The sequence below is a fragment of the Nocardiopsis sp. iso_40 genome (genome assembly GCF_056173285.1).
In genome coordinates this window covers 4729911-4753714 of the sequence record NZ_CM149666.1, presented here as the reverse complement: position 1 = coordinate 4753714, position 23804 = coordinate 4729911, and the positions used below count along the sequence as shown (strand labels likewise).

The following is a 23804-nucleotide window of genomic DNA, read 5'->3' as shown; positions in this document are numbered from 1 at the left end:
GGAGGGAGCATGAACCAGTCGACTCTGACCGGGCGCCTGCTGGTGGCCGCCCCCCTTCTCCAGGAGGACTCCTTCCGCCGTTCGGTGGTGTTCGTCGTCGACGACGCCGACGACGGCACTCTCGGGGTCGTCCTCAACCGCCCGCTGGAGCTGCCGGTGGACGAGGTGGTGACCGACTGGGGCGCCTACGCGAGCGCCCCGGCGGTGATGTTCTCCGGGGGGCCGGTCGGCACCGACTCCGGCATCGCCCTGGGCACCGCCGCGCCGGACGAGTCCCCGCCCGGCTGGTCCCCGCTGGAGAGCGCCCCCGGCCCGGACCTGGCCGGGGTCGGGCTGGTGGACCTGGACGCCCCCACGGAGGTCCTCGGTGCCTCCCTGGGGGGTCTGCGCGTGTTCGCGGGTTACGCGGGCTGGAGCGCCGGGCAGTTGGCGGGTGAGATCGAGGAGGGCGCCTGGTACGTGGCCGACGCCTTCACGGACGATCTCTTCGGGGGCGCCCCCGAGGGCCTCTGGTCGCGCGTGCTGCGTCGCCAGGGCGGTGAACTGGCCCTGCTGTCGACCTACCCCGACGACCCCGCCATGAACTGAACGGTTCCCGGGAGCGCCGTGCCGGGCCGCGGCACCCTATACCGTGGTACACGGACGTTGAAAGGTGTGAGGACGATGTCGATGGATGTGCTGAACAAGGTTCTTCCGGACAGTGAGACCAGGCCGGACATCTCGCACGACGACGGTGACCGGGAGCGGTTCGCCCACTACGTGCAGAAGGAGAAGATCACCCAGAGCGCGGTGACCGGCGACCCGGTGATCGCCCTGTGCGGCAAGGTCTGGGTGCCCAACCGGGACCCGAAGAAGTTTCCCGTGTGCCCCGACTGCAAGAGGGCCTACGAGGAAATGACGAAGTGACGACCCCCGCGGTCGTGCGTGAAGGGCCCCGGCCCGCCCCCTGCGGGGTGAACCGGGGCCCTTCGTGTTCGGTGGGCCGCGGCTCCCGCGGCGCGGTCGTGCCCCGGTGCGCTCCGCACCCGTGACGCCCGCCGGGGTGTCGGCCCAGGGCGCCGGCGTGCTGTTTCCCGAGGAACCGGCCGCGGTTCCGGACATCCGCCGCCGGGAACTCGTCCGTCCGTCGCGCGTACGCTGGCGTCCCGTGGTGGGGCGGTTATCGTGGTCCTGCACGATTTGGGGCTTGCGGCCGCGTACGCGCACCGTGTGGCGGTACTCTCCGGAGGGCAGATCGCTGCGCGGGGAACTTCCGACGACGTGTTCGGCGCGTCGCTCCTCAGCGCCGTGTACCAGCACGAGGTTGAAGTCCTGCCGCATCCGCGTACGGGGGTCCCGCTCGTCGTACCCCTCCGGTCACCCGGGTGCACACGAAAGCGTCCACAGGAGTAGGTCGTATTGGTGTCCACAACTGAACGGCAGTCGCACGATGAGCCCGGCTCCTCGGACCATGGGCGGCAGCGTCCCCCGCGGGGCCGGCGGCGGCGCGCGCGCAAACCCAGGGCCACTCCGGGCGACGTCGTCCGGGGAGTGGTCCGGTTCTTCGGCGAGATCCTCCTGACGGCGGGTCTGCTGATGCTCTTCTACGCCGCCTACGAGGTGTACGGCTCCCAGTGGGAGACCGACCGTGAACAGGAGGGTCTGGCCGAGGGCCTGGACGAGGCGTGGGAGGCCGCCGAGGAGCGGGGGCCGGACTCCGAGCCGCTGCCGGGCAGCGCGGACAGCCGCCTGTACGTACCGGAGCTGGACCTGGACTGGGTCGTGGTCAACGGCACCGAGCCCGACGACATCCAGTACAGCCCCGGCCGCTACACCCAGTACGACAGCGCCCCCGGAGAGCTGGGCAACTACGGGATCGCTGCGCACCGCACCCCCGGCCTGTTCTGGGACCTGGACCTGTTGGAGGACGGCGACGTCATGGTGCTGGAGGACGGTGAGAACTTCTACACCTACGAGGTCTTCCGGGAGGAGACCGTGTTGCCCGAGGACTTCTGGGTGGTCAACCCCGACCCCTTCGAGGAGGCTTCCGAGGAGGAGCCCGGACGGGCGCTGCTCACGCTCACCACGTGCGCTCCCAAACTCAACAACACCCACCGGCTCATCGTGTGGGCGGAGCTGGCCGAGACCACACCCAAGTCCGAGGGCATGCCCGACAGCATCGCCCACATGGCGCCGGAAGCCTAGCGGGAGGGACGCACGAATGTACGGTCTGATCTGGCGTATCCTGCCCGGCCCGTGGGCCTCCAAGTTCATCATGGCGGTGGGCCTGCTGGCGGGCGGTGCCGCACTGCTGTGGTTCTTCGCCTTCCCGGCGCTCTCGCCGCACATGCCGTTCAACGACGGCGCGGTGGACACGACCGGGATCGGCTCCGAGGCTCCCGCGGGCGAGGACGCCTCCGAGGGTGCCGGGGCCGAGGGTGACGCCGTCGAGGGAGAGGGCCCGGCGACGGAGGAGGCACCCGAGGAGAGCGACGGGGCCTAGGCAACGGTTTTCGAACGACGTGCGGCGCGGTGGGGTGAGCACCGTGCCGCTTGTCGTGGGGCACGCGGGGGCGGTGCGCTGTGCGCGGCACCACGGCCGGGGCTCCCGGTCCGGTGCCCGGCGGCCGCTAACCTCAAGCAGGTGAGCAACGGGGGACGGAACGAATGACGGTGACGCAGACCACACCGGAGGATCGCCTGCGCGGCCTTCGGGCCTGGCAGCGGGAGGCCTTCGAGGAGTACTTCCGGCGGCAGCCACGCGACTTCCTCGCGGTGGCCACGCCCGGCGCGGGCAAGACCACCTTCGCCCTCACCCTGGCCAGTGAACTCCTCCAGAGGCACGCTGTGCGCGCCATCACCATCGTCTGCCCGACCGAGCACCTCAAGAAGCAGTGGGCCGAGGCGGCCGCCCGGTTCGGCATCGCCATCGACCCCGACTTCAAGAACGGGCAGGGCGCGCTCGGCCGCCAGTACGTCGGTGTGGCCGTCACCTACGCCCAGGTCGCCGCGCACCCGATGCTGCACCGCAACCGCACCGAGGCGCGCAAGACTCTGGTCATCTTCGACGAGGTGCACCACGCGGGCGACGCCCTCTCCTGGGGTGACGCCGTCCGGGAGGCCTTCGAGCCGGCCACGCGCAGGCTCTCGCTGACCGGAACCCCGTTCCGCTCCGACATCAACCCCATCCCGTTCGTGGACTACGTCCAGGACGCCGCGGGGGTGCGCCGCTGTTCGTGGGACTACAGCTACGGTTACGCGCCCGCCCTGGAGGACGGGGTCGTGCGCCCGGTCATCTTCATGGCCTACTCCGGTGAGATGCGCTGGCGGACCCGGGCGGGCGACGAGCTCGCCGCCAGACTCGGCGAGCCCCTCACCCAGGACGCGCTGTCCCAGGCGTGGCGTGCCGCCCTCGACCCCAAGGGCGACTGGATCAAGAAGGTCCTGCACGCCGCGGACCGCCGCCTGACCGAGGTGCGCAAGACCCACCCGGACGCGGGCGGCCTGGTCATCGCCAGTGACCACGAGAACGCCCGGGCCTACTCGCGCATCCTGCGCCAGATCACCGGCAAGGGCGCCACCGTGGTGCTCTCCGACGACCCCACGGCCTCCAGGAAGATCTCCCGCTTCGCCCAGGGCGACGACCGCTGGATGGTCGCGGTCCGGATGGTCTCCGAGGGGGTGGACGTGCCCCGGTTGATGGTCGGCGTGTACGCGACCTCCACCAGCACGGCGCTGTTCTTCGCACAGGCCATCGGCCGTTTCGTGCGGGTGCGCCAGCGCGGCGAGGTGGCCTCGGTGTTCCTGCCCTCGGTCCCGACCCTGCTGGAGTACGCGGGGGAGATGGAACGCGAGCGGGACCACGTCCTGGACAGACAGCCCTCCGACGAGGAGTACCCGGAGGAGGACCTCCTCAAGGAGGCCAACAAGAAGAAGGACACCCCGGACGCGGGGGAGGAGCTCCCCTTCGAGACGATGGAGTCCGCCGCCGAGTTCGACCGGGCCCTCTACGACGGCCTGGAGTACGGCAGCGGTGCGCCCGGATCCAGTGAGGAGGAGGACTTCCTCGGACTTCCGGGGCTGCTCGACCCCGACCAGGTCTCCCAGCTGCTGCGCAAGCGCAAGGCCGACCTCAAGGCCAGTGAGCTCCGGGCCAAGGGCAGGGCCGAACCCGAAGAGGACTCGGGGCCGACTCACGAGGTCCTCGCCGAGCTGCGCAAGGAACTCAGCAACCTGGTCGGTGCGTGGCACCACCGCACCGGGAAGCCGCACGGGGTGATCCACAACGAACTGCGCCGCGCATGCGGGGGGCCGCAGGTCGCGCAGGCCACCCCGCCGCAGATCCGGGAGCGTATCGCCAAGATCCGCGCCTGGGCCGTGGGCCAGAAGTAGGGCGCCGGGGGCGGTGCGCAGACGGCCGCCGCTCGGCGAAATCGGGCAAATACTTAGCAAGGCCGCGCAAGGCTCCAAAACAGCACGCAAGCAAATGGCTACAGTCCGTGAGGTGATGGGACGAAGCCTGCGCGGCGGCTCAGCCGCGACCCGGTCCGGACTGGCCCTGTGCGCTCTCGCGCTGACTGGTCTGGTGGCGAGCACGCTGCCCGGCCCCGACGACCCCGGGCCCGCGCGGGCCGGCACGGCGGCCCCGGACGCCTTCTGCCCGCCGGGCACGGAACCGGGCCCCGCGGCGCCGCCCGGCACACCGGCCAGGGTCGCCGACCCGGGGGCGGCCGTCGGGGCCGAGGCGGAGGTCACCCCGGAGCAGGCCGCCGAGTACGAGGAACAGCTGAACCAGGCCCTGGTCCCCCTGCGGGGACACGAGCTCGCCCCGCCGTACACCGTGCCGGTGGTCGTGCACGTGATCTCCGCCGAGGACGGCCGGGGCGAGGTGAGCGACCGTCGGATCCGGGAACAGGTCGACGTCCTCAACCGCGCCTACCGGGGCGGCTACGCGGTCGGCTCCGAGGGCGCCGACACGGGGTTCCGCTTCGAACTCTCCGAGATCACCCGCACGGCCGACGACACCTGGTTCGACGACTTCAACCGGCACCGCGACACCATCCGGGCCCGCCTGCGCCAGGGCGGCGCGGAGACCCTGAACGTCTACACCGCCGAACTCGGTTCCGGGCTGCTCGGCTACTCCACCTTCCCCCAGGACCACTCCGCCCGGCCGGACCAGGACGGTGTCGTGCTCGCCCACGACTCCCTCCCCGGCGGCGGCCGGGACCGCTTCGACGAGGGGCACACCGGTACCCACGAGGTGGGCCACTGGCTGGGCCTGTTCCACACCTTCCAGAACGGCTGCCGCAACCCGGGCGACTACGTGGACGACACCCCCTACGAACGCGAGGCCGCCCCGGGCTGCCCGAAGGGCCGGGACACCTGCCCCGGCCTCCCGGGCAGGGACCCCGTCACCAACTTCATGAACTACAGCGACGACGCCTGCATGACCCACTTCACCCGGGGACAGGCCCGCCGCATGGTCGAGCACTGGGTCGCCTTCCGCGACGGTTCCGCGCGGTAGGGCGGCCGGGACCGCGGGCCGACGGCCCGCGCCCCGCCGGGCGGGAAGGGGACGCCGGGCGCCGCTAGGCTGGACCCATGGCAGCGAACACCTATCTGACCGGGATCAAGCCCACCGGCGACTTCCACCTGGGCAACTACATCGGCGCGATCAAGCCGGCCCTGGCGGCGGCGGAGGTCTACGACACCTTCTACTTCATCGCGGACTACCACGCGCTCAACATCATCAAGGACGCGGACGAACTCCGCCAGAGCATCCGGTCGGGCGCTGCCACCTGGCTGGCCTGCGGCCTCGACCCCGAACGCACGGTCTTCTACCGCCAGTCCAGCATCCCCGAGACCTTCGAGCTCACCACCATCCTGAGCACCCTCACCCCCAAGGGGCTCATGAACCGCGCGCACGCCTACAAGGCCGCGCGCGACCGCAACAACGAGGCCGGGATCACCGAGCTCGACGCCGGGATCAACATGGGGCTCTTCAACTACCCCATCCTCATGGCGGCCGACATCCTCATCATGGAGGGCCAGCGCGTCCCCGTGGGGCGCGACCAGTCCCAGCACATCGAGTACACCGCCGACCTCGCCGGGTACTTCAACCACCGCTACGGGGACAGCTACAGCTTCCCGATCCCCAGGGGCGTCATCGACGACAGCGAGGCGAGCATCCTGCCCGGCGTCGACGGCCGCAAGATGAGCAAGTCCTACGACAACCACATCCCGCTCTTCCTGCCGGAGAAGAAGCTCCGCAAGGCCATCAACCGGATCCCCACCGACTCCACCCCGGTCGAGGACCCCAAGGACCCGGACTCCTCCGTTCCGTTCCAGCTCCTCACGCACTTCGCCGGCGCCGACAAGGTGGCCGACGTGCGCAAGCGCCTGGAGGCGGGCGGTATGGGCTGGGGCGACCTCAAGAAGGAGCTGTTCGAGGCGGTCAACGCCGAACTCGGCCCCAAGAGGGAGCGCTACGAGGAGCTCATGGCCTCCGAGACCGAACTCGACGACATCCTCGCCTCCGGCCTCGAGCGCGCCCGCACGCGGGCGCGCCGGGTGCTCGGCGACGTCCGGGCCGCCATCGGTATCGACTAGCGGCACACGCGCCGAGGGGCGGGGGCGACCAGGTCGCCCCCGCCCCTTCCGTCGTACGAGCGGGTTCAGCCGACCAGCGGCTCGCCCTCCAGTGACACCCCGGCCTCGCGCAGCTGCTCCAGCGCGGCGTCCACCGTGCTCCCGGACACACCAGCGGTCAGCCCGAGCAGCACCCGGGTCCGGAAGCCCTCCTTCCGGGCGTCCAGCGCGGTCGCGCGTACACAGTGGTCGGTGGCGATGCCCACCACGTCCACCTCGTCCACGCCCCGGGTCCTCAGCCAGGCCGCCAGGTCCGCCCCGCCGTCCCCGGCCGTGCCCTCGAAACCGCTGTAGCCCGCCGAGTACCGGCCCTTGCTGAAGACCTCGTCGGCCACCGAGGGGTCGAAGTCGGAGTGGAACTCCGCGCCGGGGGTGCCCGCCTCACAGTGCCGGGGCCAGCTGTCCACGAAGTCGGGGTCGTCGGAGAAGTGCGCTCCGGGGTCGATGTGGTGGTCGCGGGTGGCCACCACGTGGTCGTACTCGTTGCTGTTGGCGCGCGCGTACTCGGTGACGGCGGCCGCGGTCCGGGCGCCTCCGTCGACGCCCAGGCTGCCGCCCTCACAGAAGTCGTTCTGCACGTCCACCACGATGAGTGCCCTGGTCATCCCCGCACCTCTCTTCCTTGTCGCTCGGGGTCAGTGGAAGACCGTCGGCAGCGCGGCCTCACCACGCGACATTCGCAGCGCCTGTTCGGGGAGCTCCGCCACGGTCGCGCGGTGGCGTTCGCGCGCCTCGTGCACGCTCTCGCGCCCCACCGTCTCGCCGTCGGTGACCAGCGGTCGCAGCAGCGGCCGGGTCCCGACCAGCTCGGGCGGCTCGTGCGGGAACACCTCCTCGGCCACGGCGACGTCCCTGTCGTCCAGCCGTCGCACCGCCCACTTGCGGCCGCCCCGGCTGGGTTTGCCGATCGAACGCTTGGCGACCGGCTCCAACGGGGCGTTCGGCTCCAGGCCCCGGGCCCGTGCGACCAGCTTGTACACCAGCGAGACGGTCGGGGCGCCCGAACCCGTCACCAGGGACGTACCCACTCCGTAGCCGTTCACGGGTGCCACCGCCAGGGCCTGGATCGAGTGCTCGTCCAGGTCGCCGGTGACCACGATGCGGGTTCCGGTCGCTCCGAGGGCGTCCAACTGGTCGCGTACCCGGGAAGCGGTCGCCGCCAGGTCGCCGGAGTCGATCCGGACCGCGCCGAGTCCGGGCCCGGCCAGTTCCACCGCGTGGCGTACCGCACGCTCGACGTCGTAGGTGTCCACCAGCAGGGTGGTTCCGGCTCCCATGGACTCCAACTGCGCCTTGAAGGCGTGCTGTTCGCTGTCGTGCAGCAGGGTGAAGGCGTGTGCGGCGGTCCCGCCGGTGGGTACCCCGTAGCTGCGTCCGGCCTCCAGGTTGGAGGAGGTCGCGAAACCGGCCACGTAGGCGGCACGGGCCGCGGCCGCCGCGGAGCGCTCGTGGGTGCGCCGGGAGCCCATCTCGATCAGGGGACGATCGCCCGCGGCCACGGACATCCGGGTGGCGGCGGAGGCGATCGCGCTGTCGTGGTTGTACACCGACAGCGCGAGTGTCTCCAGGACCACGGCCTCGGCGAAGGAGCTCTCCACCACCAGGATCGGTGACCCGGGGAAGTAGGCCTCACCCTCGCCGTAGCCCCACACGTTCCCGGAGAAGCGGTACTCGGAGAGCCAGTTCAGCGTGGGCTCGTCCACGACCCCGTTGTCGGACAGGAAGTCCAGCTCCTCGCTGCGGAAGCGGAAGCGCTCCAACAGGTCCAGGAAGCGTCCGGTCCCCGCCACGACCCCGTAGCGGCGCCCCTCGGGCAGGCGTCGGGCGAACATCTCGAACACCGACCGGCGGGCGGCGGCCCCGCTGTGCAGGGCTCCCTGGAGCATCGTCAGTTCGTAGTGGTCGGTAAGCAGCGCGCTGCTGCTGTCCTCGCTCATAGGGGCGAGCCTATGTGTTCGGGGCCGGGCCCCGACGGGCGCCCCGGCAGCGGCGAGCCGCGGGGCCGGGCACCCCCGGGCAACAATACCCACCTGGTTGGTAGAGAAAAGTTCTTCGGTAGTCTGGAAGCATGCTGAGGATTGACCGCTCGATCTACGACCAGATCGTCGCCCACGCCCGCCGTGATCACCCGGACGAGGCGTGCGGTGTCGTCGCCGGGCCCGAGGGCTCCGACCGCCCCGAGCGGTTCGTCGAGATGATCAACGCCGAACGGTCACCGACCTTCTACCGCTTCGACTCCCTCGAACAGCTCAAGGTCTGGCGCGAGATGGACGACCGCGACGAGGTTCCCGTCGTGATCTACCACTCCCACACCGCGACCGAGGCCTACCCTTCGCGCACCGACGTCTCCTACGCCTCCGAACCCGACGCCCACTACGTCCTCGTGTCCACCCGGGAGGCGGACAGCGTCGAGTTCCGCTCGTACCGGATCATCGACGGCGAGGTCACCGAGGAACCGGTGGAGATCACCGAAACCAGCGGCGACCAGTAGGTACCGCGACCGACAGGACCGCCGCTCGCAGCACCGCCGGGGACACCGGAATGGGAGCGGCAGGCCGCCTGTTGGACATGAACGCACAACAACGACCGTTTACGGAGTCACCTTCATGGCCATCGAGGTCCGCATCCCCACCATCCTGCGCAACCTGACCGACGACGCCAAGGTCGTCGAGGGCACCGGCGACACCATCAGCGAGCTGGTCGCCGACCTGGACAGCCGCTACCCCGGCATCGCCGAGCGTCTGGTGGACGGCGGCAAGCTGCGCCGCTTCATCAACGTCTACCTCAACGACGAGGACGTCCGCTTCGTCGGCGGGCTTGAGGCCAAGCTCTCCGACGGTGACAACGTGACCGTCCTTCCCGCCGTCGCCGGCGGCTCCCGCTAAGGAAGCCATGCGCTACGACTCCCTGCTCGACTCCCTCGGCGGTACGCCGTTGGTCGGTCTGCCGCAGCTCTCACCCTCGCCGGACGTGCGGTTGTGGGCGAAGCTGGAGGACCGCAACCCCACCGGCTCGATCAAGGACCGCGCCGCGTACTTCATGATCGAGCAAGCCGAGAAGGACGGGCTGCTCTCACCCGGGTGCACCATCCTGGAGCCGACGTCGGGGAACACCGGCATCTCGCTGGCCATGGTCGCCAAGCTGCGCGGCTACCGGATGGTCTGCGTCATGCCGGAGAACACCTCCGCGGAGCGCAGGCAACTGCTCGCCATGTGGGGCGCCGAGGTTCACTTCTCCGACGCGGCGGGCGGTTCCAACGAGGCCGTCCGCGTCGCCAAGAAGATGGCCGCGGCCAACCCCGACTGGGTGATGCTCTACCAGTACGGCAACCTGGCCAACGCCCGGGCCCACTACGAGACCACGGGGCCCGAACTGCTGACCGACCTGCCGGAGATCACCCACTTCGTGGCGGGTCTGGGTACCACGGGAACCCTCATGGGGGTGGGTCGCTACCTGCGCGAGCACAAACCCGGCGTGCAGATCGTGGCCGCCGAACCCCGGTACGGCGAACTGGTCTACGGGCTGCGCAACCTTGACGAGGGGTTCGTCCCCGAGCTCTACGACGAGTCCGTTCTCACCACCCGTTTCTCGGTGCCCTCGGACGCCGCCCTCAAGCGGACCCGGCAACTCCTGGACAAGGAGGGCATTTTCGCGGGCATCTCCACGGGCGGCGCCCTGCACGCCGCACTGGGCATGGCCAGGAAGGCCGAGAAGGAGGGGCGCGCGGCAGACATCGCGTTCGTCATCGCCGACGCCGGTTGGAAGTACCTCTCCACCGGCGCCTACGAGGGAACCCTCGAGGAGGCCGAGGAACGCCTGGACGGTCAGCTCTGGGCCTGAACCCGGACGGTTCGGGGCCCGACCCGTTGCGGAGGCCGATCACCCGATGAGGGGATCGGCCTCCGGCGTATCCCGAACTACCACTCGGGGAAACAGTCAAAGCTGGTCAATCAGTGTGAAAAATTCACACGTGATACACGTCGCCTGAGATGCGGGCCACATTTTGTACCACCCGGGCGGCCATTGGGGTACACCCGTAACAACGGGACATCCGCAGAACCAGCCGCTCCCCGCGCTCCCCGCACACATCACCCAGGGGCCACGGAGACAGCGCGGCCGATCGAAAAGGCGACGACGACGTGCGACTCACGATTATCGGGTCCTCCGGGAGCTTCCCCGGGCCGGACAGCCCGGCCTCCTGTTACCTGGTCGAGGCCGACGGCTTCCGCCTCCTGCTCGACCTGGGAAACGGCGCGCTCGGCGCCCTGCAGCGCCATGTCGACCTGTACTCCGTCGACGCCGTCTTCCTCAGCCACCTGCACACCGATCACTGTGCGGACATGTGCGCCTACTGGGTGGCCCGCATGTACTCGCCGGACGGCGCCAAGTCGGCCATCCCCGTCTACGGGCCCGAGGGCGTGGCGAACCGTCTCGCCGAGATCTACGGGCTGGACCCGGACCCCGGGATGACCGAGGTCTTCGACTTCCACGAGCTCACCCCGGGCGAGTTCCGGATCGGCCCGATGACCGCCCGCGTCGACCGGGTCAACCATCCGGTCGACGCCTTCGGCATCCGCCTGGAGCACGAGGGCGCCAGCCTCACCTACTCCGGGGACACCGGTTCCTGCGACTCCCTCGTCGCGCTGGCCCGCGACACCGACCTGTTCCTGTGCGAGGCGGCCTTCCACGACCACCGCGAGCACCCCAAGGACATGCACCTCACCGGCAGCGAGGCGGGTGACCACGCCACCCGGGCCCGTGCCCGCAGGTTGCTGCTCACCCACCTGGTGCCGTGGAACGACGACGAGGTCACGATGGCCGAGGCGCGCACCACCTTCGACGGCCCCATCGAGCTGGCCCGCGGCGGGCAGGTCCGCGAGATCGGCGCCTGACCCGTGTCGTGAGACCACCCGGACGCGGAACGTGTGGCACGGGTCCCACCGGACCCGGCACGTCCCCGCCCAGCACCCCGGGGCGCCGTCCGGATATACGCTCGTGTCCATGGCCCGACCTGACGGACGCGTTCCGACCCAACTCCGCCCCGTGAACATCCACCGCAACTGGCTCCGCCACGCGGAAGGCTCCGCGCTCATCGAGTTCGGGGACACCCGAGTGCTCTGCGCGGCCTCCGTCGAGGACGGTGTGCCCCGATGGCGCCGGGGCACCGGCGAGGGCTGGGTCACCGCCGAGTACGCGATGCTTCCCCGTTCCACCGACACCCGCGGCGCCCGTGAGTCGGTGCGCGGCAAGATCGGTGGGCGCACCCACGAGATCTCCCGGCTGATCGGCCGTTCCCTGCGCGCCGTCGTCGACTTCAAGGCGATGGGGGAGCACACCATCACCCTGGACTGCGACGTGCTCCAGGCCGACGGCGGTACCCGTACCGCGGCGATCACCGGTGCCTACGTGGCGCTGGCCGACGCGATGAAGTACCTGCGCAAGCGCCGCAAGCTCAAGAACAACCCGCTGATCGACTCGATCTCCGCGGTCAGCGTCGGTGTGGTGCAGGGCCAGCCCCGGCTGGACCTGAACTACCTGGAGGACTCGGTCGCCGACACCGACATGAACGTCGTGCTGACCGGCGACGGCAAGTTCGTCGAGATCCAGGGCACGGCGGAGGGGCAGGGAGCCGCCTTCGACCGTGAACTGCTCAACAAGCTGCTCGACCTGGCCTCCGCCGGGTGCGAGGAACTGACCGCCATCCAGAAGAAGGCACTGTCGGAGTGAGGACCGCGAGCGGCGTCGGAGTCCGGATCGGCGGCGTTCCCGGTGAAGGAGGAACGGTGAAACTCGTTCTGGCCACACGCAACGCGAAGAAGGTTCCGGAGATGCGCGCCATCCTCGCGGAGGCCGGGGTGGAGGCCGAGGTCCTGGCCCTGGACGCGTTCCCGGACGCGCCCGAGGTGCCCGAGACCGAACCCTCCTTCATCGGCAACGCCCTGCTCAAGGCGCGGGCGATCGCGGCGCACACGGGACTCCCCGCGATCGCTGACGACTCCGGACTGAGCGTGGACGAGCTCCGCGGGATGCCCGGGGTGCTGTCCGCCCGCTGGTCCGGCCGCTTCGGGAAGGGCGACCAGGACCGGGCCAACCTGGACCTGGTGCTCGACCAGCTCGCGGACACCCCCGCTGAGCGCAGGGGGGCGGAGTTCGTCTGCGCCGCGGTCCTGGTGATGCCGGACGGAACCGAGGCCGTCGCCGAAGGCGTGCTGCGCGGCCGTCTCGTCAGCGAACGCCGCGGGGAGAACGGGTTCGGCTACGACCCCGTCTTCGTTCCCGAGGGTGAGAGCCGCACCACGGCAGAGCTTTCCGCGCAGGAGAAGAACGCGATCAGCCACCGGGGCATCGCCTTCCGTCAGCTCGCCCGTGAGCTGGCGGAGATGGTCTGACCTGCGGTCGGCGCCGAGCAGTGTGACCGGGGGCGGATGCGGGGCCCGAACGGGCCGTGCACCCGCCCCTCACCTGCTTCCGGGAAAAACCTCGATCCGATGGTTTGGCCTGGCTCCTGCCTGGGGAGGATGGCTGTTGTCTGACAAGCAAGCCACGCTAAGCACAGGCCCCGGGTGTGGGCCGAGCGAATCGAGGCGTCGCTCCGCGGACCAGGGCGAGAACCCGAGATGACGGGGGCTCCCAGGCCGACGCGGAACGTCCGGGCAGATCGGGGTTCCCTCCACGGTCCGGACGGATTTGACGTCTCCGGGTCGATTACCTAGACTCACCGAGTCGCTGCGGGACGGCGGGCGGAGCCACTTCGGGGTTCCAGCCCGGAACCGGGCCGCGATCACAGACACCTCTTCCGAAACACGGTGGTTCGAGCGGTGCTCGGGGCATGTAAACTTCGGAGAGTCGCTTCAAAAGCCCGGTGGAAGCCAACACGGCGGAAACGCAAAGGCATAATGAAGCACACGGGCTTTACCCCGATCAGGAATGACACAAACCGCCGATTTGGCGGGGCGCGGAACACCTGATAAAGTAAAGACACAACACAGCGAGAAAGCCGCAACAGCGGCCGGACCGCGACAAAGCCTTCCACGGAAGAGCAGCCGCAACGCAAGTTACGGCGCTTGTACGGGAAAAGCGATTGTTTCTTGAGAACTCAACAGCGCGTGTTTGATTTTCTTTAAGCCATGTTTGTTTTGGCCCCGACGCACCACGGTGCGTAGGGTTCCTTTGATTAACCAACGCGAGTTGGTTGGTCAGGATTTCTTCTAGGTTTACCCGTCCCAGGCAGACCCCCGGGTCGCCGGGTAGGGTTGTTTGACCTTTATGGAGAGTTTGATCCTGGCTCAGGACGAACGCTGGCGGCGTGCTTAACACATGCAAGTCGAGCGGTAAGGCCCTTCGGGGTACACGAGCGGCGAACGGGTGAGTAACACGTGAGCAACCTGCCCCTGACTCCGGGATAAGCGGTGGAAACGCCGTCTAATACCGGATATGACACACCATCTCCTGGTGGTGTGTGGAAAGTTTTGTCGGTCAGGGATGGGCTCGCGGCCTATCAGCTAGTTGGTGGGGTAAAGGCCTACCAAGGCGATTACGGGTAGCCGGCCTGAGAGGGCGACCGGCCACACTGGGACTGAGACACGGCCCAGACTCCTGCGGGAGGCAGCAGTGGGGAATATTGCACAATGGGCGAAAGCCTGATGCAGCGACGCCGCGTGGGGGATGACGGCCTTCGGGTTGTAAACCTCTTTTACCACCAACGCAGGCCCCGGGTTCTCTCGGGGTTGACGGTAGGTGGGGAATAAGGACCGGCTAACTACGTGCCAGCAGCCGCGGTAATACGTAGGGTCCGAGCGTTGTCCGGAATTATTGGGCGTAAAGAGCTCGTAGGCGGCGTGTCGCGTCTGCTGTGAAAGACCGGGGCTTAACCCCGGTTCTGCAGTGGATACGGGCATGCTAGAGGTAGGTAGGGGAGACTGGAATTCCTGGTGTAGCGGTGAAATGCGCAGATATCAGGAGGAACACCGGTGGCGAAGGCGGGTCTCTGGGCCTTACCTGACGCTGAGGAGCGAAAGCATGGGGAGCGAACAGGATTAGATACCCTGGTAGTCCATGCCGTAAACGTTGGGCGCTAGGTGTGGGGACTTTCCACGGTTTCCGCGCCGTAGCTAACGCATTAAGCGCCCCGCCTGGGGAGTACGGCCGCAAGGCTAAAACTCAAAGGAATTGACGGGGGCCCGCACAAGCGGCGGAGCATGTTGCTTAATTCGACGCAACGCGAAGAACCTTACCAAGGTTTGACATCACCCGTGGACCTGTAGAGATACAGGGTCATTTAGTTGGTGGGTGACAGGTGGTGCATGGCTGTCGTCAGCTCGTGTCGTGAGATGTTGGGTTAAGTCCCGCAACGAGCGCAACCCTTGTTCCATGTTGCCAGCACGTAATGGTGGGGACTCATGGGAGACTGCCGGGGTCAACTCGGAGGAAGGTGGGGACGACGTCAAGTCATCATGCCCCTTATGTCTTGGGCTGCAAACATGCTACAATGGCCGGTACAATGGGCGTGCGATACCGTAAGGTGGAGCGAATCCCTTAAAGCCGGTCTCAGTTCGGATTGGGGTCTGCAACTCGACCCCATGAAGGTGGAGTCGCTAGTAATCGCGGATCAGCAACGCCGCGGTGAATACGTTCCCGGGCCTTGTACACACCGCCCGTCACGTCATGAAAGTCGGCAACACCCGAAACTTGTGGCCTAACCCTTCGGGGAGGGAATGAGTGAAGGTGGGGCTGGCGATTGGGACGAAGTCGTAACAAGGTAGCCGTACCGGAAGGTGCGGCTGGATCACCTCCTTTCTAAGGAGTCTTTTGAAGGCCAACTTTTTCCTATCGTTGGTCGGACTCGAAAGTGGACCCGAGCGTGCTGGTCTTGATGGCTGGCAGGTGTTCGGGAGTGGCTGAAGGAAATGAAACTTAACCCCTGGTGACTAGAAGCATCGGGGGGCGCGCTGTTGGGTATCTGAGGAAGCAATCCCTTGTGGGTTGGTTTCCCAGTGCCACCTCCAGTAACTCCCACGCCACGGGCCCGTTGTTTCGGGTTGGTGGTTGTGGTGTGAGGTAGGGGAGTTTGTGGTGGGTGTTTTGACTTGTGAATAGTGTGCGCGAGCATCTTATTATCTGTAGTGGCCAAGTGATAGTGGCACACGGTGGATGCCTTGGCATCAGGCGCCGATGAAGGACGTGGGAGGCCACGATAGGCCGCGGGGAGCTGTCAACCGAGCTTTGATCCGCGGGTGTCCGAATGGGGAAACCTAGCCCGAGTTGTGTCGGGTTGCCGCTACCTGAATGTATAGGGTAGTTGGTGGTGACGCGGGGAAGTGAAACATCTCAGTACCCGTAGGAAGAGTAAACAACAGTGATTCTCCTAGTAGTGGTGAGCGAACGGGGAAGAGGCTAAACCGTATGCGTGTGATAGACGGCAGTCGTTGCGTGTGCGGGGTTGTGGGGTGCATCTTTCCAGGTCTGTCGGCCTGGAGCGCTGATGGTTCTTCTAGCTGAATCCGTTGGGAAGCGGTACCGGAGTGGGTGAGAGTCCCGTAGGTGAAGGAAGAGTCTAGGTGTTGGTGTGTTCCCGAGTAGCGCGGAGCCCGAGAAATTCCGTGTGAATCTGGCAGGACCACCTGCTAAGCCAAAATACGTCCTGATGACCGATAGTGCACTAGTACCGTGAGGGAAAGGTGAAAAGTGCCCCGGTGAGGGGTCGTGAAATAGTACCTGAAACCGTGTGCTGTCAAGCCGTCAGAGCTGGGGCTTGTTCCTGGTGATGGCGTGCCTTTTGAAGAATGAGCCTGCGAGTCATGGTGTGTGGCAAGGTTAACCCGGGTGGGGTAGCCGTAGGGAAACCGAGTCTGAATAGGGCGGTTGAGTCGCATGCTGTGGACCCGAAGCGGAGTGATCTACCCATGTCCAGGGTGAAGCGGGGGTAAGACCTCGTGGAGGCCCGAACCCACCAGAGTTGAAAATCTGGGGGATGAGGTGTGGGTAGGGGTGAAAGGCCAATCAAACTCCGTGATAGCTGGTTCTCCCCGAAATGCATTTAGGTGCAGCGTCACGTGTTTCTTGCTGGAGGTAGAGCTACTGTTTGGCTGATGGGCCCGACAAGGTTACTGACGTCAGACAAACTCCGAATGCCGGTGAAGTGAAGCGTGGCAGTGAGACTGCGGGGGATAAGCTTCGTAGTCGAGAGGGAAACAGCCCAGATCATCAGCTAAGGCCCCTAAGCGTGTGCTAAGTGGGAAAGGTTGTGGAGTTGCCCAGACAACCAGGAGGTTGGCTTAGAAGCAGCCATCCTTTAAAGAGTGCGTAATAGCTCACTGGTCAAGTGGTTCTGCGCCGATAATGTAGCGGGGCTTAAGTACACCGCCGAAGCTGTGAAGTTCAGCCCCTTGAGGGCTGGGTTGGTAGGGGAGCGTCGTGCATCCAGTGAAGCTGCCGAGTGATCGTGTGGTGGAGGGTGTGCGAGTGAGAATGCAGGCATGAGTAGCGAAAGCAACGTGAGAAACGTTGCCGCCGATTGACTAAGGGTTCCTGGGGCAGGTTAATCCGCCCAGGGTGAGTCTGGACCTAAGGCGAGGCCGACAGGCGTAGTCGATGGATAACGGGTTGATATTCCCGTACCCGTGCACGAGCGTCCAATACTGAATCAGGTGATGCTAACCACGCTGGATCTTGCAAAATCCTTCGGGAGATTGTTTGTATCTGGTCTGGGACCCGAGCTTGTAGTAGGTAAGTGATGGGGTGACGCAGGAGGGTAGCTCTACCCGGCGGTGGTTGTCCGGGGGTAAGCGTGTAGGCCGGGGGGTAGGTAAATCCGCCTCTCATCAGGGCTGAGACGTGATGCCGAGCCGTTTTTGGTGAAGTGAGTGATCCCATGCTGTCGAGAAAAGCCTCTAGCGAGTTCGTGTGTGGCCAGTACCCTAAACCGACGCAGGTGGTCAGGTAGAGAATACCGAGGCGTTCGGGTGAACCATGGTTAAGGAACTCGGCAAATTGTCCCCGTAACTTTGGGAGAAGGGGAGCCCTGTCTGGTGACGGTCTTTACGGCCTGAGCTGGGTGGGGTCGCAGATAGCGGGGGGAAGCGACTGTTTATTAAAAACACAGGTCCGTGCGAAGTCGTAAGACGCTGTATACGGACTGACGCCTGCCCGGTGCTGGAACGTTAAGAGGACTGGTTAGTTGGGGTTCGCCCCGGCGAAGCTAGGAATCTAAGCGCCAGTAAACGGCGGTGGTAACTATAACCATCCTAAGGTAGCGAAATTCCTTGTCGGGTAAGTTCCGACCTGCACGAATGGCGTAACGACTTCCCCACTGTCTCAACCATGGGCCCGGTGAAATTGCACTACGAGTAAAGATGCTCGTTTCGCGCAGCAGGACGGAAAGACCCCGGGACCTTCACTATAGCTTGACATTGGTGTTTGGGATGGTTTGTGTAGGATAGGTGGGAGCCGGTGAAGTCGTCACGCTAGTGGCGGTGGAGGCGTTGGTGAAATACCACTCTGACTGTTTCGGGCATCTAACTTTGGACCGTGATCCGGTTCGGGGACAGTGTCTGGTGGGTAGTTTAACTGGGGCGGTTGCCTCCCAAAGAGTAACGGAGGCGCCCAAAGGTTCCCTCAGCCTGGTTGGTAATCAGGTGTTGAGTGTAAGTGCACAAGGGAGCTTGACTGTGAGACGGACGTGTCGAGCAGGAGCGAAAGCTGGGACTAGTGATCCGGCACCGGCGTGTGGAAGCGGTGTCGCTCAACGGCTAAAAGGTACCCCGGGGATAACAGGCTGATCTTCCCCAAGAGTCCATATCGACGGGATGGTTTGGCACCTCGATGTCGGCTCGTCGCATCCTGGGGCTGGAGTTGGTCCCAAGGGTTGGGCTGTTCGCCCATTAAAGCGGCACGCGAGCTGGGTTTAGAACGTCGTGAGACAGTTCGGTCCCTATCCGCTGTGCGCGTTGGAGACTTGAGAAGGGCTGTCCCTAGTACGAGAGGACCGGGACGGACGAACCTCTGGTGTGCCAGTTGTCCTGCCAAGGGCATGGCTGGTTGGCTACGTTCGGGAGAGATAACCGCTGAAAGCATCTAAGCGGGAAGCTTGCTTCGAGATGAGGTCTCCTGCCTCCTTGAGAGGGTAAGGCTCCCTGTAGACGACAGGGTTGATAGGCCGGGTGTGGAAGCCTTGTGAGGGGTGGAGCTGACCGGTACTAATAGGCCGAGGGCTTGTCCGCTGCAGATAATTGGATGTTCGCGCACACTGTATTCACACGAAGCTTGCTCGTGGTCATCGTTCCCTCTTTGTGGGGTTGAGTGGTGGTTGTGGGTGTTTGGTTTCCGTGGTGGTTGTAGCAGGAGGGTCACACTCGGTCTCATTCCGAACCCGGTCGTTAAGTCTCCTTGCGCTGATGGTACTGCCCTGTGGTGGGGTGGGAGAGTAGGTCGCTGCCACGGTTTTTCTTGAAGAAGAGGGAGGGGGTTGCTGTTATGGCGGCCCCCTTCTTTTTTTGTGGTGGTTTGTGAACATGTGAAAATAGGGGTTGCTGGCAAGGGTGTTCTCCCTTGGTGGGAGAATTTCGGTATGACGAAGACAATCCCTGCCGAGCTGCTGGCCGCTGCCGAGGCGGCGAAGGGCTTCATGCCCACCGACGAGGGCCTGGCGCTTTACGAGACCGCCCTGGAGTACGCCGACCGCGGTCCCGTGGTGGAGATCGGCACCTATTGCGGCAAGTCCACCGTCTTCCTCGGTGCGGCCGCCCGTGTCACCGGCACGAAGATCATCACCGTCGACCACCACCGGGGTTCGGAGGAGCACCAGGAGGGCTGGGAGTACCACGACACCTCCCTCATCGACCCGGTCACCGGCAGGTTCGACACCCTCCCGCACTTCCGGCACACGATCGTCGGGGCAGGGCTGGAGGAAGAGGTCATCGCGATCGCGGGGGCCTCGGTCGACGTCGCCGCGGTCTGGGGCACCGAACTGGGAATGCTCTTCATCGACGGAGGCCACAGCGAGACCGCCGCGCAGAACGACTACGAGGGCTGGACCCCGCACATCGCCGTCGGTGGCGCACTCGTGATCCATGACGTGTTTCCGAACCCGGAGGACGGTGGGCGTCCGCCCTACAACATCTACTGCCGGGCCCTCGACTCCGGGAGGTTCAAGGAGGTCCGGGTGGTCGGATCCATGCGTGTTCTGGAGTGTGTCTCCCGGGACGGCGGAGTCTGATCCGGCAGGTGCCGGCCGTGGGGCCACCTGTCCTCCGGGCCTGTTCCGGAGCGGTTTTCCACGGGCCGGAGGCCCGAGCCGATCGGTCGGGGTGGACCGCAGACAAAAAAGTACGGACCGTGATCGAATCAGCACGCGAAAACTCCGGATGGCTGAAAGTGAGTGATCCAACATTCGGCAAGTTACACGCGTCCGGAGGGTAAGCCTTCGGTAAGAAGTGATTGCGTGGTTACGGATCCGACCTTGACGCGGTTACGTGCGGGTATCGTGTCGGTGAGGGTTGAGCGATGGTGACGATTTCCCCGAAATACCGCTTCAGTCCTGACTCGAACTGAACCGATCAGGGGCACTCGCGCGTCAAACATCAGGACGGCACGGTGCCGGACGTGATTTGCCATGGGGGCGGGGAGCTGAGCGAGAGCACACACGGCAGTGGCGGGACGGATGGACAGCGTCCTGACTCGAACAGGCCGGAGACGAACGACACCTCTACCGAGGATCTGTCCAGTCAGGCGAGCCCCCAGGGTGATGATCTACCCACCACAGGTGAGGATCAATCAGAGGGGGAGACCCCGGTTTCGGATCCCGAGAGTGACGGGCAGCCCGAACCGGAGTTCATCGCAGAGCCGATAACTTTCAAGACGAGTGGCACCTTCTTCCGTGAGCGCGTGGCGCGAACCCTCGCCGAACAGGGCTTCGAGCCTGGTGAACTGAGCTCCGAGGACTCCGGCGAGCAGACGGGCGGCGAGACGGAGCACAGCAGCTCTTCGGAGGCCGGCGTCGTGGCCGACGTCCAGCAGGACGCGGAGGACGGGGCGCCGCAGGAGGACTCTGACGGGGCGGGGGCCTCCGAGACGGTTCCCGGAGACGTTGACCAGCATTCCGACAAAAAGGATGCCAGGGACGGGGCTGGAGACGAACCAGAGCCCGAGACGCAGGAGATCCCGATCCAGGACGCTGCCGAACCCGAACGGGACGCCGTCCCTGACACCGGGGACACCTCCCCGGCGGAGGAGGGCGCTTCCAGGGGTGAGAGCGTCTCTGCGGACGAGGTCCGTACCGAAGCGCTGCCCGAAACCGGTGACGCGGCGGCCGAGGCCGCGACCCAGGCGGGTTCGCTTCCCGAGACCGAGCCCCTCCGAACCGGTGACGACGACACGCCTGCCAGTGGTGCCGAACCCTCCGTCGGCACGGAGACCGGTTCCGGGGCCGAGGGCGCCGGAAACGAGAGCTCCGGAAACGAGAGCTCCGGAAACGACGGTGCTGGTGACGCCGAGGACGGGGAACCGGACGAGCCCGTCCGGACCGAGGCCATGCCCGCGCCCGCTCCGGGCGCGGTGTCCTTCGCCGGAGCCCCTCCGGAGGAGGGCGCCGAGAACGGTGAGGACGCACCGCGGACCGAGGAGCAGCGTTCCGAGGAGCAGCATTCCGAGGACGGTGCCGACAAGGAGACCGCCGCGCTGTGGCCTGAGCCCCGCCGCCTGTCCGACTACGTCACCGACAGGCCCGAGTCCGAGGACTCCTCTGACGGTGCTGCAGCGGCGACCGCGGCGGGTGCGGCCGGTGCGGCATCGGGCGGTGCAGCCACGCCTCCAGGACCGGGAAACGCCTCCGGAGCAGCGGGCGGCCCCCGGCAGGGGGAATCCGCCGAGCACGGCGCGGGCGCTCCGGGCGGACCGCAGGGGCCCGGCGGGCCCAAGGGTCCGCCGCGCGGCCCCGGCGGGCCGCAGGGGCCCGGCGGCGGCTCCGGAAAGAAGAAACAGAAGCGCAAGAAGCCGCTGTGGTTCCGCCTCCTGCGGGCCTTCCTGCTGGTCACCGGCCTGATCGTCATCCTGGGCTGCGGTGCCTTCGCGTACTTCTACACCACCGTCGAGGTGCCCGACGCCGCCAAGGCCGACGCGGTCGAGCAGGGGTCGACCTTCTACTTCGCCGACGGTGAGACCGAGTTCGCCTACCGGGGCACCGACCGGGACGTCATCAGTTACGACGAGATGGTCGCCGGCGGCGACCACATCGTCGATGCCGTCATCTCCGCCGAGGACCGGGGGTTCTGGACCGAGCCCGGCGTCTCGGTGAAGGGCACCACCCGTGCCGTGTGGTCCACGATCACCGGAGAACAGGTCCAGGGCGGCTCCACCGTCACCCAGCAGATGGTCCGCAACTACTACGAGGGCGTCTCCCGGGAACAGACCGTGTCCCGCAAGATCCAGGAGATCATCATCTCCATCAAGGTGGATCAGAGCGAGGACAAGGAGTGGGTGATGGAGCAGTACCTCAACACCATCTACTTCGGTCGCATGTCCTACGGCGTCCAGGCCGCCGCGCAGGCGTACTACCACAAGGACGTCGACGAGCTCACCGCGGAGGAGGCCGCCTTCCTGGCCGCCGCCATCCAGCAGCCGACACCTTTCGGTCAGGCGGACGTGGAGACCACTCCCGAGATGGAGAGCCGCTGGCAGTACGTCATCGACGGCATGGTCACGACCGGGGCGATCAGTCAGGACGAGGCCGACGAGATGGAGTTCCCGGCCCCCGAACCGGAGAAGATCACGGGGAACGTCAGCGGCTACCACGGGTACATGCTCCAGGAGGCCATGAGCGAGCTCGACCGGCTCGGCTACACCGAGGACATGATCAACCGGCAGGGCTACCGGATCGTCACCACGTTCGACAAGGACATGATGGACGCCGCCTACGAGGCCGTCGACGGGATGGTCTCGGAGGAGGAGATGCCCGAGGGGATCAACATCGGTCTGAGCACCGTGGATCCGGCGACCGGCGAGGTCCTGGCCTTCTTCGGCGGACACGACTACAACGACAACCAGTACGACAGCTCCTTCCTCGGCTCCGCGCAGGCCGGGTCGGCGTTCAAGCCGTACGTGCTGGCCACCGCCCTGAAGCAGGGCATCGGCCTCAACACCAGGGTGGACGGGCGCGGCCCGCAGAACATCAACGGCTCGCCCATCCAGAACGCGGGCAACGCACCGGGCGGCATCATGACGCTCACCGAGGCGACCCAGGTCTCCAACAACCTCGGATACATCGAACTCGCGCAGAGGGTGGGCTACGAGGAGATCCGCGAGACCGCCTACGACGCGGGCCTGAAGAAGGGCAGTATCAAGGACAACCAGCTCGTTCCGGTCATGCCCCTGGGCGCCAACAGCGTCCGGCCCGTCGACCAGGCCAGCGGGTACGCGACCTTCGCCAACGGCGGCGTCCACGTGGAGGCGCACGTCATCAAGGAGCTCGTCAACCAGGCAGGCGAGGACGAGCGGCCGGAGGTGGAGAGCAACCAGGCGTTCTCCGACTCCGTCGCGGCGGACCTCACCTACGCCCTGAAGAGCGTGGCCGACAGCGGAACCGGCAGGACCGCGAACCTGTGGAACCCGGACCACCCCACCGCGGGCAAGACGGGGACCGTTCGGGACGAGCAGAACGGCGGGACCTCCGCGGCCTGGTTCGTGGGATACACCCCGCAGCTGTCGACGTCCGTCGGCGTGTACAGCGACAACAACCGCAGTTTCACCATCCCCGGGCAGAACATCTCCAGTACCGGTCTGCCCTCGCAGATCTGGAACCGCTACATGCAGGAGGCGGTGAAGGGCCTCGAACCGGCCTCCTTCCCCGGCCCCGCATTCGCTGGGAACACTGAGGACTGGGCCCCGGACGTGTCGACCCAGGAACCGCAGCAACCGCAGGAGCCGGTCGACACGACCGAGCCCCAGGAGCCGGTCGACCCGGTCGAGCCCCCGGAACCGGTCGACCCGATCGAAACCGAGGAGCCGGGTGTTCCGGTCACGCCGGGTGAGCCCGGAGACCCCGGTGACACGGAGGAACCGGGGATCCCCGAGCCCCCGCCGAGCCGGGGGGAAGAGGAGGAGTAGCGGTAGCTCCTCCCCGCGCAGCGAGAGGGCCTCGGTACCGGATCCGGTACCGAGGCCCTCTGTGGTCGCCCTGGGGCGTG

Annotated in this window: 17 protein-coding genes and 3 rRNA genes; 18 read left to right on the top strand and 2 right to left on the bottom strand. The window is 66.5% G+C overall.

Annotated features, from left to right (window positions below; genetic code table 11):
- Positions 1–9: 9 nt before the first annotated feature.
- The 7 genes from AC0VYD_RS20595 to AC0VYD_RS20565 all read left to right on the top strand — a co-directional run bounded on the left by AC0VYD_RS20595 (position 10) and on the right by AC0VYD_RS20565 (position 6588).
- The gene (locus AC0VYD_RS20595; protein ID WP_475477089.1) at positions 10–588 is read left to right on the top strand and encodes a YqgE/AlgH family protein; all 579 of its coding nucleotides are present in this window, start codon (positions 10–12) and stop codon (positions 586–588) included.
- Positions 589–663: 75 nt separating this feature from the next.
- On the top strand, positions 664–906 hold the full coding sequence (locus AC0VYD_RS20590; RefSeq protein ID WP_191274589.1) for a DUF3039 domain-containing protein: 243 nt from the start codon (positions 664–666) through the stop codon (positions 904–906).
- Between the two features lie 492 nt (positions 907–1398).
- Positions 1399–2184 carry a class E sortase gene (locus AC0VYD_RS20585; RefSeq protein ID WP_473038378.1) on the top strand — a complete coding sequence of 262 codons (786 nt, stop codon included), beginning with the start codon at positions 1399–1401 and terminating at the stop codon, positions 2182–2184.
- Positions 2185–2200: 16 nt separating this feature from the next.
- Entirely contained in the window at positions 2201–2482 is a 282-nt protein-coding gene (locus tag AC0VYD_RS20580; protein ID WP_475477088.1) for a hypothetical protein, read from the top strand.
- A gap of 164 nt (positions 2483–2646) precedes the next feature.
- The gene (locus tag AC0VYD_RS20575; RefSeq protein ID WP_475477087.1) at positions 2647–4371 is read left to right on the top strand and encodes a DEAD/DEAH box helicase; all 1725 of its coding nucleotides are present in this window, start codon (positions 2647–2649) and stop codon (positions 4369–4371) included.
- Positions 4372–4537: 166 nt separating this feature from the next.
- Positions 4538–5503, top strand: a complete 966-nt coding sequence (locus AC0VYD_RS20570) for a zinc metalloprotease (RefSeq protein WP_475480323.1) — start codon at positions 4538–4540, stop codon at positions 5501–5503.
- 77 nt (positions 5504–5580) lie between these two features.
- Positions 5581–6588: a tryptophan--tRNA ligase gene (locus AC0VYD_RS20565; RefSeq protein WP_475477086.1), complete on the top strand. Its 1008-nt coding sequence runs from the start codon at positions 5581–5583 to the stop codon at positions 6586–6588.
- Positions 6589–6653: 65 nt separating this feature from the next.
- Here the strand turns inward: AC0VYD_RS20565 and AC0VYD_RS20560 are convergent, their stop codons facing one another.
- Both AC0VYD_RS20560 and AC0VYD_RS20555 read right to left on the bottom strand, forming a co-directional pair.
- Positions 6654–7232 (bottom strand): nicotinamidase, encoded by a 579-nt coding sequence (locus AC0VYD_RS20560; RefSeq protein WP_475477085.1) that lies wholly within the window; start codon positions 7230–7232, stop codon positions 6654–6656.
- Positions 7233–7262: 30 nt separating this feature from the next.
- Positions 7263–8564 carry a nicotinate phosphoribosyltransferase gene (locus AC0VYD_RS20555; RefSeq protein WP_475477084.1) on the bottom strand — a complete coding sequence of 434 codons (1302 nt, stop codon included), beginning with the start codon at positions 8562–8564 and terminating at the stop codon, positions 7263–7265.
- A 131-nt stretch (positions 8565–8695) separates the two neighbouring features.
- On the opposite strand from AC0VYD_RS20555, the gene AC0VYD_RS20550 reads away from it, so the two are divergent.
- From AC0VYD_RS20550 to AC0VYD_RS20500, 11 genes are all read left to right on the top strand, one after another.
- Entirely contained in the window at positions 8696–9118 is a 423-nt protein-coding gene (locus tag AC0VYD_RS20550) for a M67 family metallopeptidase (RefSeq protein WP_475477083.1), read from the top strand.
- A 115-nt stretch (positions 9119–9233) separates the two neighbouring features.
- On the top strand, positions 9234–9512 hold the full coding sequence (locus AC0VYD_RS20545) for a MoaD family protein (RefSeq protein WP_473038384.1): 279 nt from the start codon (positions 9234–9236) through the stop codon (positions 9510–9512).
- 7 nt (positions 9513–9519) lie between these two features.
- On the top strand, positions 9520–10467 hold the full coding sequence (locus AC0VYD_RS20540) for a PLP-dependent cysteine synthase family protein (protein WP_475477082.1): 948 nt from the start codon (positions 9520–9522) through the stop codon (positions 10465–10467).
- A 299-nt stretch (positions 10468–10766) separates the two neighbouring features.
- Positions 10767–11519 carry an MBL fold metallo-hydrolase gene (locus tag AC0VYD_RS20535; protein WP_475477081.1) on the top strand — a complete coding sequence of 251 codons (753 nt, stop codon included), beginning with the start codon at positions 10767–10769 and terminating at the stop codon, positions 11517–11519.
- Between the two features lie 109 nt (positions 11520–11628).
- Positions 11629–12354, top strand: coding sequence for a ribonuclease PH (gene rph / locus AC0VYD_RS20530; protein ID WP_473038387.1), 726 nt, complete (start codon positions 11629–11631; stop codon positions 12352–12354).
- 56 nt (positions 12355–12410) lie between these two features.
- On the top strand, positions 12411–13016 hold the full coding sequence (rdgB, locus tag AC0VYD_RS20525; protein WP_475477080.1) for an RdgB/HAM1 family non-canonical purine NTP pyrophosphatase: 606 nt from the start codon (positions 12411–12413) through the stop codon (positions 13014–13016).
- Between the two features lie 874 nt (positions 13017–13890).
- Positions 13891–15423: ribosomal RNA gene (locus AC0VYD_RS20520) — 16S ribosomal RNA — on the top strand.
- 327 nt (positions 15424–15750) lie between these two features.
- Positions 15751–18846 (top strand): 23S ribosomal RNA (locus tag AC0VYD_RS20515).
- A 103-nt stretch (positions 18847–18949) separates the two neighbouring features.
- Positions 18950–19065: ribosomal RNA gene (rrf, locus tag AC0VYD_RS20510) — 5S ribosomal RNA — on the top strand.
- The 16S, 23S and 5S rRNA genes sit together here, the layout of an rRNA operon.
- A gap of 127 nt (positions 19066–19192) precedes the next feature.
- On the top strand, positions 19193–19840 hold the full coding sequence (locus AC0VYD_RS20505) for a class I SAM-dependent methyltransferase (RefSeq protein ID WP_475477079.1): 648 nt from the start codon (positions 19193–19195) through the stop codon (positions 19838–19840).
- 668 nt (positions 19841–20508) lie between these two features.
- Positions 20509–23724: a transglycosylase domain-containing protein gene (locus AC0VYD_RS20500; RefSeq protein WP_475477078.1), complete on the top strand. Its 3216-nt coding sequence runs from the start codon at positions 20509–20511 to the stop codon at positions 23722–23724.
- Positions 23725–23804 lie beyond the last annotated feature (80 nt).